This window comes from Ferruginibacter sp., from assembly GCF_031430955.1.
Taxonomy (GTDB): domain Bacteria; phylum Bacteroidota; class Bacteroidia; order Chitinophagales; family Chitinophagaceae; genus Ferruginibacter.
This window is the reverse complement of sequence record NZ_JANPCM010000321.1, coordinates 1-15,026: the sequence shown is the minus strand read 5'-3', so window position 1 is coordinate 15,026 and position 15,026 is coordinate 1. Positions and strand designations below refer to the sequence as shown.

Sequence of the window (15,026 nt, the reverse complement as noted above, 5' to 3'; positions counted from 1 at the left end):
CTGAGATAGATTTACCAGGGTTAGATGATTTTTCCGGTCATTAACAGATTTAACAATTTGCACCAATAGTTATTTATTAATTTGCCAACATAATATGTTTAGTTTTCAATACATAGAATTTTTATTAGCATTAGCAGGCGTTCCAATTTTGGCATTGCTGTTTTTACTGGCATTAAACTGGAAAAAGAAAACCATAAAAAAAATTGGGGATGAAAGGCTGGTGAAGGAAATGATAAAAAATTATTCGGCCCCACGCTTTGCACTAAAATTTATTTTAATAGTTACTGCTTTTGCATCGGCTGCTTTTGCATTAGCTAATTTACGTTCGCCGCAGGGTGCAGCAAAAGTTACCCGTAATGGTATTGATTTAATGATTGCATTAGATGTAAGCAAAAGTATGCTGGCGCAGGATGTTAAACCATCGAGGTTAGAAAGAGCCAAGCAGGCAATTGGTAAACTGATTGATAAATTAGGTAATGACAGAATTGGCATTGTTGTTTTTGCAGGTAAAGCCTATTTACAAATGCCGCTAACCGGCGATCATGGTGCAGCAAAAATGTATTTATCTTCTGCCACGCCGGATATTGTACCCACACAGGGCACCGTAATTGGCGATGCATTAAAAATGTGTTACGCATCTTTCAACACTAAAGAAAAAAAATATAAATCTGTTATTTTAATAAGCGATGGGGAAGACCACGACGAAGCTGCAACCAAGATTGCAGAAGAAATGGCAACAGAAGGTGTAGTAATAAATACCGTTGGTATTGGTTCACCTGATGGCTCATCAATTTTTGATCCTGCTACCAACCAAACTAAAAAAGATAATGAAGGGAATGTGGTAATTACAAAGCTAAACGAGGCAGAACTAATGAGCATTGCTGAAAAAGGGAACGGTATTTATCAACTCTATAATAATACCGATGCTGTGGTGGCAAAATTGGATGCTCAATTAAATACAATGGATCAGCGAACAGTAACGGAAGATTCGTTGGTGAATTACGAAAGTTTTTTCCAATACTTTTTAGTGCTGTCTTTATTGTTACTTGTAATTGAAATGTTGATTTCGGAAAGAGTAAATGCTAAAAACAAAAAGCAGATGCCGGCTAAATTAGCAACTTTATTGCTTATTGCCATTTGCTTATTGCCGGTTGACACTTTTGCACAAAACGAAAAAGAAATTATAAAAAAAGGAAATGAGGCTTATAGTAAAAACGAGTTTGATAAAGCTGCAACGGAATATCAAAAAGTAACCACTAAAACACCGGAGAATGCGACGGCACAATATAATTTGGGTAACGCATTATACAAAAATAAAAAAACTGACGAGGCAATAAACGCTTACGAGAATGCTTCCGGAAACTTAACAGTAAAAGATGATAAGGGAAAAGCATTTTATAATAAAGGCGTTGTTTTACAGAATAATAAAAAAATACCTGAATGTATTGCTGCCTATAAAAAAGCTTTAAAATTAAATCCGCAGGATGAAGATGCCAGGCAAAATTTACAAAAGGCTTTGCAGCAAATAAAGGAGCAGCAAAAACCTAAGGAGGATCCCAAACAAAAAGAGCAGCAAAAGAAAAAAGAAGAAGAAAAGCAGCAACCCAAGCCTTCTAAAATAACAAAAAAAGATGCAGAAGAAAAGCTGAAAGCTTTATTACAGCAGGAAAAAAATCTGCAGGATAAATTGAGAAAAGTAAATGTGTCTTCACCCAATAAGCCGGAGAAAGATTGGTAATAGCTTACTGCAATAAAGTTAATCAGGGCTGTAAATAATTTTTGTATGTTAATTTCTCTTCGGGTAATTAATGTTTTCTCAAATATTTTACTGGTAATAATTTTATTTAGCTGCAACAGTTCGCCTGCCATAAATTTTAAGAAATCGCCATCACAAAAAAATAGTTTTAAAGTAGCACTTTTGCCTTATGGCAATTTTGATACAGCTTTATTAAGCTATGTTAAAAACGAAACTGCAATTTTTTATAATTGCGAAGTAGTTTTACTAAAATCAGCAGATCTTCCTTCGTTTGCATTTTATCCACTTCGCAACCGGTACAGGGCCGATAGTTTATTAAAGTACGAAAAAAATATTCTTCCTCCGCATGTTGATGCAATTGCTGGGTTAACCAATAAAGATATTTCTATTTCTAATGGAAAAATAACCGACTGGGGCATTTTTGGTTTAGGTATGTGCCCAGGAAAAGTTGGTGTTGTTTCTGTATACCGTTTGCAACGGGCATCTAAAACAGTGGCGCAATTAAAAGAGCGTTTAATAAAAGTTGTATTGCATGAGCTGGGGCATAATCTTGGCCTGCCTCATTGCACCATCAATCCAGCATGTTTAATGACAGATGCAGGCGGCAGTATTAAGCAGGTGGACAGAGAAAATAAATGGTTATGCGAAAGTTGTAAATCTAAACTCAGCAACTAAACTTTAGCTGTTACAAATTGTTACCTTTGCAATCATCATTATAATTAAAAATGTACTGCGAAAGTTTAACTGAATATAAGCGTCTTAAAACAAGAGAAGTAAAAGTGGGTAATCTTTTATTGGGTAATAATCATCCGATAAGAGTACAAACCATGACGACTACTGACACTATGGATACCATGGCAACTGTGGAGCAATCCATCCGTTGTATTGAAGCCGGTGCAGAATTAGTGCGTATTACAGCGCCGTCAAAAAAAGAAGCAGAAAATTTACAACATATAAAAGATGAATTAAGAAAACGTGGGTATGATACACCATTAGTTGCCGATATTCATTTTACACCCAACGCTGCAGAAATTGCTGCAAGAATTGTAGAGAAGGTGAGAGTGAACCCCGGCAATTATGTAGATAAGAAAAAATTTGAACAGATCGAATACACCGATGCTGAATATGCAGAAGAGATTGAAAGAATACGGGAACGCTTTACCCCATTAGTTTTAATTTGTAAACAGCACGGCACTGCTATGCGTATTGGTACCAATCATGGCAGTTTAAGCGACAGGATAATGAGCCGCTATGGCGATACGGCAATGGGCATGGTGGAAAGTGCAATGGAATTTTTGCGTATAGCAAGAGCAGAAGATTACCATCAGATTATTTTAAGCATGAAGAGCAGTAATCCGCAGGTGATGGTGCATGCATATCGTTTATTGATCAATCACATGCTGGAAGAATTTGGTGAATGCTATCCACTGCACTTAGGCGTAACCGAAGCTGGCGATGGCGAAGACGGAAGAATAAAAAGTGCAATTGGTATTGGTACATTATTAGAGGATGGTATTGGTGATACGATAAGGGTTTCTCTTACTGAAGATCCTGAATTAGAAATACCTGTTTGTAAAGATATTGTGAAGCGGTATGCAGCTATTGCGGCATCTCCAATTGCGGATGCTTTAACTTTAAATACATCACGTTTACCTTACTCGCCTTTTGAATATAAAAGAAGAGAAAGTTTTGAAGTAAGTAATATCGGCAATAAACATGTACCGGTTGTGGTTGCAGATTTTAGTAAGTTTGAAAAAATTACTCCGGAAGATTTACAGAACATTGGTTACACTTACGATGCTGCAACAGATAAATGGAATATTGGTGATGCAGCTGCGGATTATTTATATACTTCAGCTCCGCTAGATTTTGCTTTACCGGGAACACTAAAAGTTATTCTTCCTCATATAACCTGGTTGTTAATGATAAATGAAGATCCCAAACATTCTGAAAAATATATTCCAATTTTAGATGCGGATGAATACCTTAATGATTTAATTGTAAAATCGTCGCACATTAATTTTGTAATGATCGATTGTTATTCAGAAAATTCTCCCGACCAGCAACTGGTAAAATTATTTGCAAAAATTAAAGCAGATAAAACTGCTGTACTTTGTTTAAGTTCTACCAATAAAAATGCTATGCAAAGTATTCGCAGCATGTTTGTGGAGCTGGCGTATAATGAAATAAAAAATCCTGTAATAATTATTTGCGACAGCAACGATGCAACAATAGAAGAAAGTTTAATTCACTATTCCATAGAAGCAGGAGGTTTATTGCTGGATGGGTTTTGCGATGGCGTATGCTTTGGATATCAATACGGAAACAAAACTATTGCTCCGCAAACAAAAATATTAAATTCCATTGCATTTGGAATTTTACAGGCCACCCGTACCAGAATCTCTAAAACAGAATACATCAGTTGCCCCAGTTGCGGCCGTACATTATTTGACCTGCAGGAAACCACTGCAAAAATTCGTGCAGTTACCAATCATTTAAAAGGTGTGAAGATTGCTATTATGGGTTGTATTGTAAATGGCCCCGGCGAAATGGCCGATGCAGATTTTGGGTATGTAGGCAGTGGTGTGGGCAAAATAACTTTGTATAAGGGTAAAGAAGTAGTGAAAAGAAATATCGACAGCGCCATTGCAGTAGATGAATTAATAAATTTATTGAAAGAGAATGAGGCATGGGTAACTCCGGTAGAATCCTGAAAAGCAGCTGCTGATTTAAGGCTTTGAATAAAGGGATATTGTTGAAGAGTGTTTTGCTCTAGGCCAGACCAATAAAGATGTTAGCAGGAATTGCATGACACCATAATACAAAAACTTCTTTCTTTTTTTCATCTATATTTAGTTGTAATTGTATAAGATTATGAAAAAACAAATTTCTTTTCTTTTTTTTTCAGCTCTACACTGTTCGTTTTCATTCGGGCAATACTCAACTACTCTTAGTGGGCATCTTGTAAATTCTACAAAAGATACTATTAAATGCGTACTGTTATATAATAGCGTACTAAAAGAAACAAAAACAATAAAAATCCCTGTTATAAAAGGTATATTCAAACAACCATTAGAAATTAATAAATCAACATACTTATATATTACTGATGGAGAAAATTATATTAATGGGTTGATTGAGCCAGGCGATAACATATTTATAAAATTTGACACTGCCAATACTGCAATACCATTATCTTTCGAAGGAAAAGGAAAAGAAAAATTTCAATTTCTTAACCTTTTTCTTCAGGCAAAAATTTATAGAAAGCTCAAAGCTCAAGTTTCTACAGCCAAAAACAGCCGTTTCCCATTTGACCATATGTTCACTTACATAGATAGTGCAGAAAAAAAATTTCTAAAAAACCTTGACGTACTTAAAAAATTTATGTCAAAAGAAAGTTATTCGCTGTTATTAGGAGATATTAAAGGTTCATTTTTAGGAGATAGAAACAGGAGTGTCGGGTTAATATATCATGAAAGCGGTGAAGAAACCCTAAAAAACAGGCAAAAAGAATTAACACCTGTATCAAAATCTATTTTGGAGAATCTTATGAAATTTAATAGTGATTTTTATTATTCTCAAACTTATGTGAAGGAGGTGTATAATATCCTTTTTTCAAATTACGACTACCTTGTGGCTATAAACAAAGCAAGTGACAATACATTAGTTAAGTACAAATATTTTGACCACTTGCTACCGAAAAATTTAAAAATTCCGGTCTTGACCTTATTCTTAGAAAGTGAAATTGAAAAATTAAATAACCGAGAAGATATTGAGACAACCATTCAGAAAATATACCGGCTCCCCAAAAACATCGCTTACAAAAACTATATTGTTAAAAAATATAAAGATGCAATTGATATTGCAAATTTTAAGAAAGGGATGCAGGCGCCTGATTTTAATATCGAAAATATGAATGGTGATAAAGTTACTCTTGCTTCTTTTAAGGGGAAAGTTATATACGTTGACTTTTGGTACGCAGCCTGTGGCCCCTGCCATGCATTATTTGAAGCAGTAAAGCCAGCGAAAAAATATTTTTCAGCTGATAGCAATGTTGTTTTTTTATACATTTCAATAGATCAGCATGATGTTTGGAAAAAGTCATTGATAAAATATGACATTAAAGGATACCATGCATTTACCGAAAACAAAGAACGTGACCATCCGATAATCAGTGCATACAAAGTGGGTGGTTACCCCACTACTTATTTGATAGACAAAAATGGCAAAATATTTAATGCAAATCCCCCAAATATTTCAAATCAACTTCAAAAGCAAATTGAAGAAGCATTAAAAGCAGAATAGCTGCTTCTGCCAACTTTTGTGCAACTATGTAATTATTGATGCAAAAAAGAAATTTTGACGGAGTTCAAAAAAAAATGTAATAAAATTTATAATGAATTATACAAAAGAAGAAAATATGTTGAGTCACTCCTCTTCAGTTAATGGTGGCCAAACAGATTTTTTAGTAATTGGAAGCGGTATAGCTGGTTTAACCTACGCATTAAAAGTTGCACAGGAATGCCCCGATAAAAAAATTACCGTACTTACCAAAACGCAAAGTGATGAAACCAACACCAAATATGCACAGGGTGGCATTGCAGGAGTAATGGATTTTGATAAAGACAGTTTTGCAAAACATATTGAAGATACTTTAATTGCCGGCGATGGTTTGTGCGACAGGCATATTGTAGAAATTGTGGTTAAAGAAGGCGTGGAAAGAATTAAAGAAATTATTGATTGGGGTGCACAGTTTGATAAAGCACCCGATGGCGATTTTAAATTGGGTAAAGAAGGTGGCCATAGTGAATTTAGAATTTTGCACCATAAAGATGTAACGGGTAAAGAAATGGAAAGGGCTTTACTTGCTGCATTGTCTAAACAAAAAAATATACAACTCATAAGTCATTGTTTTGTGCTGGATATAATTACGCAGCATCATTTAGGTTATCTTATTACAAAAGCTACACCCGATATTGAATGTTATGGTGTGTATGTTTTAAATCTTGCTACTAATAAAGTAGAAAAAATATTATCTAAAATTACTTTGCTGGCAACCGGTGGTAACGGCCAGGTGTACCGCACCACTACCAACCCTGCAATTGCAACAGGCGATGGCGTTGCTATGGTGTACAGGGCCAAGGGACGGATAGAAAATATGGAGTTCATACAATTTCACCCTACTGCATTGTACGAGCCGGGTGTACGTGGACAAAGTTTTTTAATTACCGAAGCCGTACGTGGCGATGGCGGCATTTTACGCAACCATAATGGCGAAGCCTTTATGGAACGCTATGATGCAAGAAAAGATCTGGCACCACGTGATATCGTTGCCCGTGCTATTGATAACGAAATGAAAGTAGCCGGTACCGAAAATGTCTTTTTAGACTGCCGCCATTTTGGTAAAGAAAAATTTATTGAGCACTTTCCTAATATTTATGATAAATGTTTAAGTATTGGTATAGATATTACTAAACACTTAATACCTGTTGCACCTGCAGCACATTACAGTTGCGGCGGTATAAAAACAGATGAACATGCAAGAACATCTATCAATAATTTGTATGCAGCAGGTGAATGTGCCAGTACAGGTTTGCATGGCGCCAACCGCCTTGCCAGCAACAGTTTGCTGGAAGCAATGGTATTTGCACACAGAGCTTATAAAGATTCAATCTCTAACATCAATCTTCGCTCAGTTTCTACGCCTGTTGGCGGAGGCGGCGGAGGCAACATACCCGATTGGAAAGTTGACGGTACTTCATCACCCAAAGAAATGATTTTAATTACGCAAAGTGTAAAAGAATTAAAATTACTGATGAGTGATTATGTTGGTATTGTAAGAAATAATGAAAGGTTGCAAAGGGCCATGAAGCGTTTGGATCTTTTATTTACAGAAACTGAAGAACTGTATAAAAAGACAATTGTTTCTCCACAGCTTTGTGAGTTAAGAAATATGATTACCGTGGCATTTTTAATTGTAAAAAGTGCAGAGTTCAGGCACGAGAGCCGTGGTTTGCATTTTAATACTGATTATCCTGCAAAGAGTGAAATGGTGCAGGATATTGTGTTGTAAAGAGTACAAAGTTTTTAGTACAGAGTTATTCTAATTGAAATATTAAGCGATATGGCAACCTTCACTAAATTTGAAGATATTTTGGCTTGGCAAAAGGCTAGAGAATTATGCAAAATGTTTGATGTGTGCTATAAAAAATATCCTGATTTGGCAAGGAATTTTAAATTGAGCGGACAAATGGAATCGTCTTCTGGTTCTGTAATGGATAATATTGCAGAAGGTTTTGGCAGAATGGGAAATGGAGAATTCGTACATTTTTTAACAATTTCGTCAGCTTCTGCAAGAGAATATCAATCGCAACTTTACAGAGTATTTGATAAAAACTATATTAATGAAGATGAGCAAAAACAAATGTATAATTTAGCGGATGAAATTTGCAGAATGATTGCCGCCTTGATTAAAACTATTCATCAATCAAATAACAGAGGCTATAAGTTTAAAAAGTAGTTTGAAATTTCTTACTGCTTACTCTGTACTAAAAACTTTGTACTTACATGTATTATATTGTTTACCCGTTGCTTTATTTAGTTTCGCTCCTCCCCTTTTTTATTTTGTATGGCATTAGTGATTTCTTTGCTTTTCTTTTATATCATGTTATTAAGTACAGAAGGGATACGGTTTTGAGTAACCTGGCTATTGCCTTTCCTGAAAAAACAGAAAAAGAACGGATAAAAATTGCTAAAAAATTCTATCAATATTTTACCGATACCATGATAGAAAGCTTGAAATTTATTTCTATTTCAAAAAAACAATTATTAAAAAGAAGCACCGGTACATTTGAAATTATAAACAACCTGATTAGTAAAGGATACAATATTAATTTAATGGCAGGGCACCAGTTTAACTGGGAGTATGCCAATTTACTGTATGCTATTAATTTAAAAATTCCGTTTGTGGGGGTTTACATCCCCATTAAAAATAAAATATTTGACAAAATATTTTTTGATATACGCAAACGCTATGGCACTGTATTAGTAGGTGCCAGCGATTTTAAAAATAAAATGCATGATGTTTTTAAAAACCAATATATGCTTGGCCTTGCAGCCGATCAAAATCCCGGGGCCTCAACATCTGGCTATTGGTTAAATTTTTTTGGCAGGCCCACGCCATTTGTAAATGGTCCCGAAAAAGGGGCAGTTAAAAATAATGCAGCTGTAGTTTTTGTAGCGTTTAAAAAAGTTAAACGAGGACATTATCATTTTGAAGCCACATTGCTTACCGAACAAAGTGCCGGCACAAAAACCGGCGAACTTACCTGCATGTACAGGGATGTTTTAGAAAAAACAGTGAGAGAAGACCCAGCTAATTATTTATGGAGCCACCGCCGTTTTAAATTTGAGTGGAAGGCGGAATATAAAAATCTATGGATAGATAGAAATGCAGCAGCGCCTGAATAATTTTTATTAAATTAATTTAATACACTGGCATCTTTTTCGGTAATAATATTTTTCTCTTCTTTTATTTTGCTCCAGCCGCCCAGTACATTTCTTAAATTGTGTACCCCCTGCCGCTTTATTAAAGAAGATGCAATTACACTTCTGTAACCCCCTGCACAATGAATATATAAATTTTGATTGTCTTCAAAATTTGCAATGGTTACCACATCGGTCATTTCGTTTAAAGGAATATTTTGTGCACCTTTTACATGGCCATCGGCGTATTCGGCTTCTCTTCTTACATCCACCACTACTAAATTAGGGTCGTGTGGTAAGTCCATTGCCAGTTCATCGGCTTCTATATTAATTATTAAATCAACTTTTTCGCCTGCTGCCTGCCATGCTTCAAAGCTTCCCTGTAAATATCCCAGCATTTTATCAAAGCCCACTCTCGATAAACGAATTACAGTTTCTTCCTCCATGCCGGGTTCGGTAACTAAAATCATTGGTTTTTCAAAAGGTAATAAACTGCCTGCCCATTCTGCAAAGCGGCCTTCTAACCCAATAAAAATACTGCCGGGTATAAAACCCTGTGTAAATATATCTGCATGCCGGGTATCTAAAACCAGGACATCTTCACTCATTAATTTTTTAAATGCTGTAATGCTTAAGGGGGTGAGCCCATTTTGTTTTACATTATCTAAACTCTCATAGCCTTCCATATTTATTTGTGCATTTACAGCAAAATATTTTGGGGCATCTGTTAAGCCTTCTGTTACTGCTTTAATAAATGCTTCTTTAGTTTGCGGCTGCAGGGCATAGTTAGTTTGCCTTTCTTCGCCAATGGTACTAAAATTATTTGGCCCTAAATTTTTACCGCAACTGCTTCCAGCGCCATGTGCCGGGTAAACAATTATATCATTTGCCAATGGTAATATTTTATTTTGAATAGTATCATACATTATACCAGCCAGTTCTTCACTGCTCATATCGCCACTGCTTAAATCGGGGCGGCCCACATCGCCTACAAATAAGGTATCGCCACTAAAAATTGCATGCGGCTTATCATTTTCATCTCTTAATAAATAACAGGTACTCTCAATAGTGTGGCCCGGTGTATGCAACACTTCAAAACTTATTTTACCCAGTTTGAATATCTCACCGTCTTTACTGTTGTAAATTTTAAAATTGGTTTTTGCTCCGGGACCAAAAATAATTGGAGCGCCGGTTTGGTTGCTTAAATCTAAATGGCCGCTTACAAAATCGGCATGAAAATGTGTTTCAAAAATATATTTTATAGCTGCATTTCTTTCTTTAGCCAGCACAATATATTCTTCAGTATCTCTTAATGGATCTATGATGGCCACTTCGCCTTCGCTCTCAATATAATACGCTGCTTCGCTAAGGCAACCGGTATATAATTGTTTAATAAACATACAATATTATTTAGGGCAAAGATAAAAATAAAAAAGCGTCCCGCCATAGACGGAACGCTTTTATGAATACTTTTAATAATTAACCAACAAGTTGCTTAACAAAAGTATCTATTTCCTCAATCCTTTTAAAATTAACTGCGTAGTAAATAAATTTTCCATCACGCTGTGTAATTACAATACCTGCTTTTCTTAAAATAGCAAGGTGCTGCGAAGCAACAGATTGCTCCAGGCGTAAGCGAACATAAATTTCTGTAACAGTAATCTTTTTTTCTTCTTCAATTAACTTCAATAGTTGCTGGCGAAGTTTGTGGTTTAATGCCCTTAAAACAAGCGCCGCTTTTTTTAAGGAATGATAATCCACATTGATTGAAGATTCAGATGAATTTTTTGAAGCAGCCACAGGCGACTCCAATGATTGGGATGCAACCATCATAAGATGTAAATTTTAATTATGCTTGAACAATGTTGAACAATCAAATATACCAATATTTACTTATGCAAATAAATTTAAGGCAGTAAAATTTGAAAAAAATGTCTTTTACAATTAATGGTAATCTTTTATATTTTGTCTTGAAATTCCTTTAGATAAAATGGCTGGCTGTAGGCAAGATCGCTGAATTTATGTTGCACAAAATAAGCCTCACTTAAACTTGCCATAGCTTCGGTAATGTTTGAAGCTGCTGCAAATGAAGCATTTGAATGCCTGCAAACGGCTTTCCATTTAGCAGCACCACTGCCAAAAAAAGCTATTTTATTATTTTGCAATTGCAATAAAAATGATCTTTCTTCCAAAATAATTGCACAGGGCGGCAGTATTTCAGCCAAGGTATTGTTATAAATTGCCGTAAATACTTCCATTCGCCTGGCATCAATCATTGGGCAAAATAAAATTTCGGAGGCATTATTTAATTCCTGCTGTGCAGCAACAGTCAACACCTGCAAAGTATTTATTGCTATTAAAGGCTTATTTAGTGCATAACATAAACCTTTGGCGCTTGCCATACCCACCCTTATGCCGGTGTAAGAACCCGGGCCGGCAGTCACTGCAATCCCATCAACATCAGTTAATGTAAGGTTGTTTTTTTTTGCAAGTTGCTGTATGGCAGTTTGTAAAAACGAAGCATGATCTTTCTGCAATTCGTTAGTTAACGATTGCAATACTTTGCCATCTTTTGCAAAACTTACCTGTGCAGTTTCGGTTGCGGTATCAATATTTAAAATAAGGCCCATTAATTATTTTTTGCTGCTTCTGCAATTAGCATTGGTGCAGGCTGATAACGTTTATCTGTTACACTTAATTTTTTTAAAAGACCATAAATATTTTTTACACCAATTTTTTCAGCCCATTCAAAAGGGCCGTACGGATAATTAGTACCCAGCCTCATTGCAGTATCAATTTCGTTTTTACTGCTCACTTCATCACCCAATGCAAAATACGCTTCGTTAATTATCATAGCGATAATTTTTGCAGATATAAACCCTGGTTCATCAACAACTAAAAATATTTTTTTATTTATCTTTTCTACAATTGTTTTGCTTTCATCATTTATTTTTCCTGCAATTTCCCAAACGGATCTTTGTATAAAACTATCCCAGCCGTTAATTCGTAAAATATTATCGGCAGCATTTAATTCTTTTAAAGTTGTGGTAACACTGTTTATAAAAACAGGTTTTGCTGTTTCGATAAAATTAAAATCAGTACTATCAGTTAAAATAAAAAAAGCATCAGCTTCTTTATAATTTTTAAAAGAAAAATCATCAGAAGCTTTTACCCATTCCAAATCAGCGGAGTTAGCTGTTAATGCTTCCCACATATTATCTGCCGCAAGTACAACAATTATCATTTATTATTTTTTGCAAAAATAGGTGGTTACAAAAAGATATATTTGCATTTCTATTAAATAAACCAGTAATGACAAAAGAAATAATTAATACCAATAATGCACCTGCACCCATTGGCCCTTACAGCCAGGCAGTTTTTGCAGGTAATTTACTTTTTATATCGGGCCAGGTGGCACTAAAACCCGGCACCGGCGAATTGGCCAACGCCGATATTATCGAAGAAACCCATCAGTCGATGCAAAATATTAAAGCTATTTTAACCGAAGCTTCAATGGATTTTAGTAATGTGGTAAAAACTACCATTTTTTTAAGTGACATGAATTTGTTTGGCCAGGTAAATGAAATTTACGGTAAATATTTCAGCGGCGATTTTCCTGCAAGAGAAACGGTAGCAGTAAAAGGCTTACCTAAAAATGTAAATGTGGAAATAAGTATGATTGCATCTAAATAGAAGTAAAGGTTGGCAACCTTACAATTCCGGTAAATAATTTACATTGCATTGTATTACCGGCCTTTCTCCTTTTGGCACCAGTACAATAATATTTGTTTTAAGGCTTTCACCATTGCGAAAAATGTAACCGGCTTTAGCAGTTTTTGTAATTTCTTTTCTGTTTTCCTGCACTTTGGCATTAATGTAAAATTCTTTTGCTTTTACGCTGCCGCTTTTTGCAGTCAAACGTTTACCGTTGGCATTGCTGCAGTTAAACCCAGCAATTAAATTGGCCGGTTCGGAAGAAGATAGTGTACCCCTGTGGGAATAAATTTTTGAACAGCCACTTTTATTAGTGGCATACAATGTAATTTCAAAGTGGCTGTATTCATCATCTTTTACACTTTTTACATGCTCGTTTTTTATAAAATAGCCATATTCAATACCGTTAATGGTTTCAGGCTTTTTTTCTTCTAAATCGGTTATTTGAGCAAAACTGCGTAATGCAGTAAACAAAACAACAGTTATTAAAAAAGAAATTTTACTAAACATAAACTAAGGTTAATTTTACAGTAAGATAAAAATATTTAAGCAGCATGAGTAACGAAAAATTGGTGATAATAACGGCAAAGACACACGACCATCTTATGGAGAGTTTGCAAAAAAATGGCTATAAAGTTTTATACAATCCTGATATAAGTTATGATGAATTAAAAAACTTAGTAAGCGAAGCGGAAGGTTTAATCGTAACTACAAGGTTGGCTATTGACAAAAATATTTTAGACAATGCCGGTAAATTAAAATGGATAGGCAGATTGGGGAGTGGCATGGAATTAATAGATGTTGGTTATGCAACGTCAAAAGGAATACAATGTGTAAGCAGCCCCGAAGGAAACCGCAATGCCGTAGCCGAATATACTTTAGGAATGTTATTAGGATTGCTGCATAAAATTAACAGCAGCTGTACAGAAGTTAAAAATGGGGAGTGGATAAGGGATGCCAACCGTGGTACAGAATTAACAGGTAAAACAGTGGGTATTATTGGTTATGGAAACACTGGCAGTTCGTTTGCAAAATTGCTTTCGGCTTTTAATGTAACCGTTTTGGCTTATGATAAATACAAATTTGATTTTGCGGAAGGGTATATAAGATCAGCCAACATTGAACAAATTGGCCGCTATGCAGATGTGGTAAGTTTTCATTTGCCTTTAACAGAAGAAACAAAATATATTGCCAATGATAATTTTTTTAATAGCCTGCAGCAGCAACCAATAATATTAAATACTTCAAGAGGTAAAGTGGTAAATACTGCTGCATTGATTACGGCATTAAAAGAAAACAAAATTTCCGGCGCAGGCTTAGATGTACTGGAAAATGAAAAGCTACAAACTTTATCTGCCATTGAAAAAGAGCAACTGGATTTTTTGAATACCCAATCCAATGTAATTATAACGCCGCATATTGCCGGCTACAGCCACGAGTCTTTTTATAAAATGGGTGCTGTTATCTTAGAAAAATTAGGTATTTAAAATTTTCATTACTTTTGTAATACATGCAACGCCTTAGCCAATCTGGGGCGTTGTATTTTTTTTCTCATTACTAAATAGGATTTTTATGAGTACCACCAATTATGTTACAAAAGATACCTTTGAGAAAATGAAGGAAGAGCTGCATGGTATGAAAAAAACTGACAGGCCTGCAGCCAGTAAAGCTATTGCCGAAGCAAGGGAAAAAGGCGACTTAAAAGAAAACGCAGAATATGATGCTGCCAAGGAAGCACAGGGCATGCTGGAAGCAAAAATAAAATATTTGGAAGGCGTAATTGCAACGGCCCGTATTTTAGATGAAACCAATATTGATACCAGCAAAGTAAGCATACTTACCAAAGTATCGCTTACTAATATAGGTACAAAAAAGAAAGTTACTTACCAGATTGTTTCAGAAAAAGAAGCTGATTTAAAACTGGGCAAAATTTCTGTTACGTCTCCCATTGGCAAAAGTTTATTGGGCAAAGTAATTGGTGATGAGGTTGATGTGGTAGTGCCAGCGGGGATGTTAAAATTCAGGGTAGAAGACATTAACATTTAAATTTTTAATTGCATTTTTTAAGCCC

At 35.3% G+C, this 15,026-nt stretch carries 15 protein-coding genes; 10 read left to right on the top strand and 5 right to left on the bottom strand.

Translation table 11 applies throughout. The features are described from left to right. The first annotated feature begins 94 nt into the window (after positions 1–94). The 7 genes from ACY65O_RS09075 (at position 95) to ACY65O_RS09045 (ending at position 9,226) form a co-directional block, all read left to right on the top strand. Positions 95–1,738, top strand: a complete 1,644-nt coding sequence (locus tag ACY65O_RS09075; protein ID WP_462220535.1) for a VWA domain-containing protein — start codon at positions 95–97, stop codon at positions 1,736–1,738. A 45-nt stretch (positions 1,739–1,783) separates the two neighbouring features. Further along, positions 1,784–2,431 carry a hypothetical protein gene (locus ACY65O_RS09070; RefSeq protein WP_462220534.1) on the top strand — a complete coding sequence of 216 codons (648 nt, stop codon included), beginning with the start codon at positions 1,784–1,786 and terminating at the stop codon, positions 2,429–2,431. Between the two features lie 50 nt (positions 2,432–2,481). Beyond that, complete coding sequence (gene ispG, locus ACY65O_RS09065) at positions 2,482–4,470, top strand: (E)-4-hydroxy-3-methylbut-2-enyl-diphosphate synthase (protein WP_462220533.1); 1,989 nt, start codon at positions 2,482–2,484, stop codon at positions 4,468–4,470. A gap of 160 nt (positions 4,471–4,630) precedes the next feature. Beyond that, entirely contained in the window at positions 4,631–6,061 is a 1,431-nt protein-coding gene (locus ACY65O_RS09060; RefSeq protein ID WP_462220532.1) for a TlpA family protein disulfide reductase, read from the top strand. A 91-nt stretch (positions 6,062–6,152) separates the two neighbouring features. After that, positions 6,153–7,829: an L-aspartate oxidase gene (nadB, locus tag ACY65O_RS09055; protein WP_462220531.1), complete on the top strand. Its 1,677-nt coding sequence runs from the start codon at positions 6,153–6,155 to the stop codon at positions 7,827–7,829. A gap of 51 nt (positions 7,830–7,880) precedes the next feature. After that, entirely contained in the window at positions 7,881–8,276 is a 396-nt protein-coding gene (locus ACY65O_RS09050) for a four helix bundle protein (protein ID WP_462220530.1), read from the top strand. Positions 8,277–8,323: 47 nt separating this feature from the next. Beyond that, the gene (locus tag ACY65O_RS09045) at positions 8,324–9,226 is read left to right on the top strand and encodes a lysophospholipid acyltransferase family protein (RefSeq protein ID WP_462220529.1); all 903 of its coding nucleotides are present in this window, start codon (positions 8,324–8,326) and stop codon (positions 9,224–9,226) included. A gap of 11 nt (positions 9,227–9,237) precedes the next feature. Here the strand turns inward: ACY65O_RS09045 and ACY65O_RS09040 are convergent, their stop codons facing one another. The 4 genes from ACY65O_RS09040 to ACY65O_RS09025 form a co-directional block, all read right to left on the bottom strand. Next, the gene (locus tag ACY65O_RS09040) at positions 9,238–10,641 is read right to left on the bottom strand and encodes an MBL fold metallo-hydrolase (protein WP_462220528.1); all 1,404 of its coding nucleotides are present in this window, start codon (positions 10,639–10,641) and stop codon (positions 9,238–9,240) included. 79 nt (positions 10,642–10,720) lie between these two features. After that, positions 10,721–11,074, bottom strand: coding sequence for an ArsR/SmtB family transcription factor (locus tag ACY65O_RS09035; RefSeq protein WP_462220527.1), 354 nt, complete (start codon positions 11,072–11,074; stop codon positions 10,721–10,723). 125 nt (positions 11,075–11,199) lie between these two features. Beyond that, the gene (gene tsaB / locus ACY65O_RS09030; RefSeq protein ID WP_462220526.1) at positions 11,200–11,871 is read right to left on the bottom strand and encodes a tRNA (adenosine(37)-N6)-threonylcarbamoyltransferase complex dimerization subunit type 1 TsaB; all 672 of its coding nucleotides are present in this window, start codon (positions 11,869–11,871) and stop codon (positions 11,200–11,202) included. Then, positions 11,871–12,485: a 3-hydroxyacyl-CoA dehydrogenase family protein gene (locus ACY65O_RS09025; RefSeq protein WP_462220525.1), complete on the bottom strand. Its 615-nt coding sequence runs from the start codon at positions 12,483–12,485 to the stop codon at positions 11,871–11,873. Before ACY65O_RS09025 ends, tsaB begins: the two co-directional genes overlap by 1 nt. 68 nt (positions 12,486–12,553) lie before the next feature. On the opposite strand from ACY65O_RS09025, the gene ACY65O_RS09020 reads away from it, so the two are divergent. Continuing rightward, on the top strand, positions 12,554–12,934 hold the full coding sequence (locus ACY65O_RS09020) for a RidA family protein (protein WP_462220524.1): 381 nt from the start codon (positions 12,554–12,556) through the stop codon (positions 12,932–12,934). A gap of 18 nt (positions 12,935–12,952) precedes the next feature. Here the strand turns inward: ACY65O_RS09020 and ACY65O_RS09015 are convergent, their stop codons facing one another. Then, positions 12,953–13,465, bottom strand: a complete 513-nt coding sequence (locus ACY65O_RS09015) for a hypothetical protein (RefSeq protein ID WP_462220523.1) — start codon at positions 13,463–13,465, stop codon at positions 12,953–12,955. Between the two features lie 44 nt (positions 13,466–13,509). Between ACY65O_RS09015 and ACY65O_RS09010 the strand changes: the two genes are divergently transcribed. Further along, positions 13,510–14,442 (top strand): NAD(P)-dependent oxidoreductase, encoded by a 933-nt coding sequence (locus ACY65O_RS09010; protein WP_462220522.1) that lies wholly within the window; start codon positions 13,510–13,512, stop codon positions 14,440–14,442. An 85-nt stretch (positions 14,443–14,527) separates the two neighbouring features. After that, on the top strand, positions 14,528–15,001 hold the full coding sequence (gene greA / locus ACY65O_RS09005; RefSeq protein ID WP_462220521.1) for a transcription elongation factor GreA: 474 nt from the start codon (positions 14,528–14,530) through the stop codon (positions 14,999–15,001). Positions 15,002–15,026: the final 25 nt, after the last annotated feature.

What these genes read in the sequence shown, in the direction of transcription:
- ACY65O_RS09075 (WP_462220535.1), top strand. Translation starts at nt 95, where the DNA reads ATGTTTAGTTTTCAATACATAGAATTTTTATTAGCATTAGCAGGCGTT.
- ACY65O_RS09070 (WP_462220534.1), top strand. Translation starts at nt 1,784, where the DNA reads ATGTTAATTTCTCTTCGGGTAATTAATGTTTTCTCAAATATTTTACTG.
- ispG (WP_462220533.1), top strand. Translation starts at nt 2,482, where the DNA reads ATGTACTGCGAAAGTTTAACTGAATATAAGCGTCTTAAAACAAGAGAA.
- ACY65O_RS09060 (WP_462220532.1), top strand. Translation starts at nt 4,631, where the DNA reads ATGAAAAAACAAATTTCTTTTCTTTTTTTTTCAGCTCTACACTGTTCG.
- nadB (WP_462220531.1), top strand. Translation starts at nt 6,153, where the DNA reads ATGAATTATACAAAAGAAGAAAATATGTTGAGTCACTCCTCTTCAGTT.
- ACY65O_RS09050 (WP_462220530.1), top strand. Translation starts at nt 7,881, where the DNA reads ATGGCAACCTTCACTAAATTTGAAGATATTTTGGCTTGGCAAAAGGCT.
- ACY65O_RS09045 (WP_462220529.1), top strand. Translation starts at nt 8,324, where the DNA reads ATGTATTATATTGTTTACCCGTTGCTTTATTTAGTTTCGCTCCTCCCC.
- ACY65O_RS09040 (WP_462220528.1), bottom strand. Translation starts at nt 10,641, where the DNA reads ATGTTTATTAAACAATTATATACCGGTTGCCTTAGCGAAGCAGCGTAT.
- ACY65O_RS09035 (WP_462220527.1), bottom strand. Translation starts at nt 11,074, where the DNA reads ATGATGGTTGCATCCCAATCATTGGAGTCGCCTGTGGCTGCTTCAAAA.
- tsaB (WP_462220526.1), bottom strand. Translation starts at nt 11,871, where the DNA reads ATGGGCCTTATTTTAAATATTGATACCGCAACCGAAACTGCACAGGTA.
- ACY65O_RS09025 (WP_462220525.1), bottom strand. Translation starts at nt 12,485, where the DNA reads ATGATAATTGTTGTACTTGCGGCAGATAATATGTGGGAAGCATTAACA.
- ACY65O_RS09020 (WP_462220524.1), top strand. Translation starts at nt 12,554, where the DNA reads ATGACAAAAGAAATAATTAATACCAATAATGCACCTGCACCCATTGGC.
- ACY65O_RS09015 (WP_462220523.1), bottom strand. Translation starts at nt 13,465, where the DNA reads ATGTTTAGTAAAATTTCTTTTTTAATAACTGTTGTTTTGTTTACTGCA.
- ACY65O_RS09010 (WP_462220522.1), top strand. Translation starts at nt 13,510, where the DNA reads ATGAGTAACGAAAAATTGGTGATAATAACGGCAAAGACACACGACCAT.
- greA (WP_462220521.1), top strand. Translation starts at nt 14,528, where the DNA reads ATGAGTACCACCAATTATGTTACAAAAGATACCTTTGAGAAAATGAAG.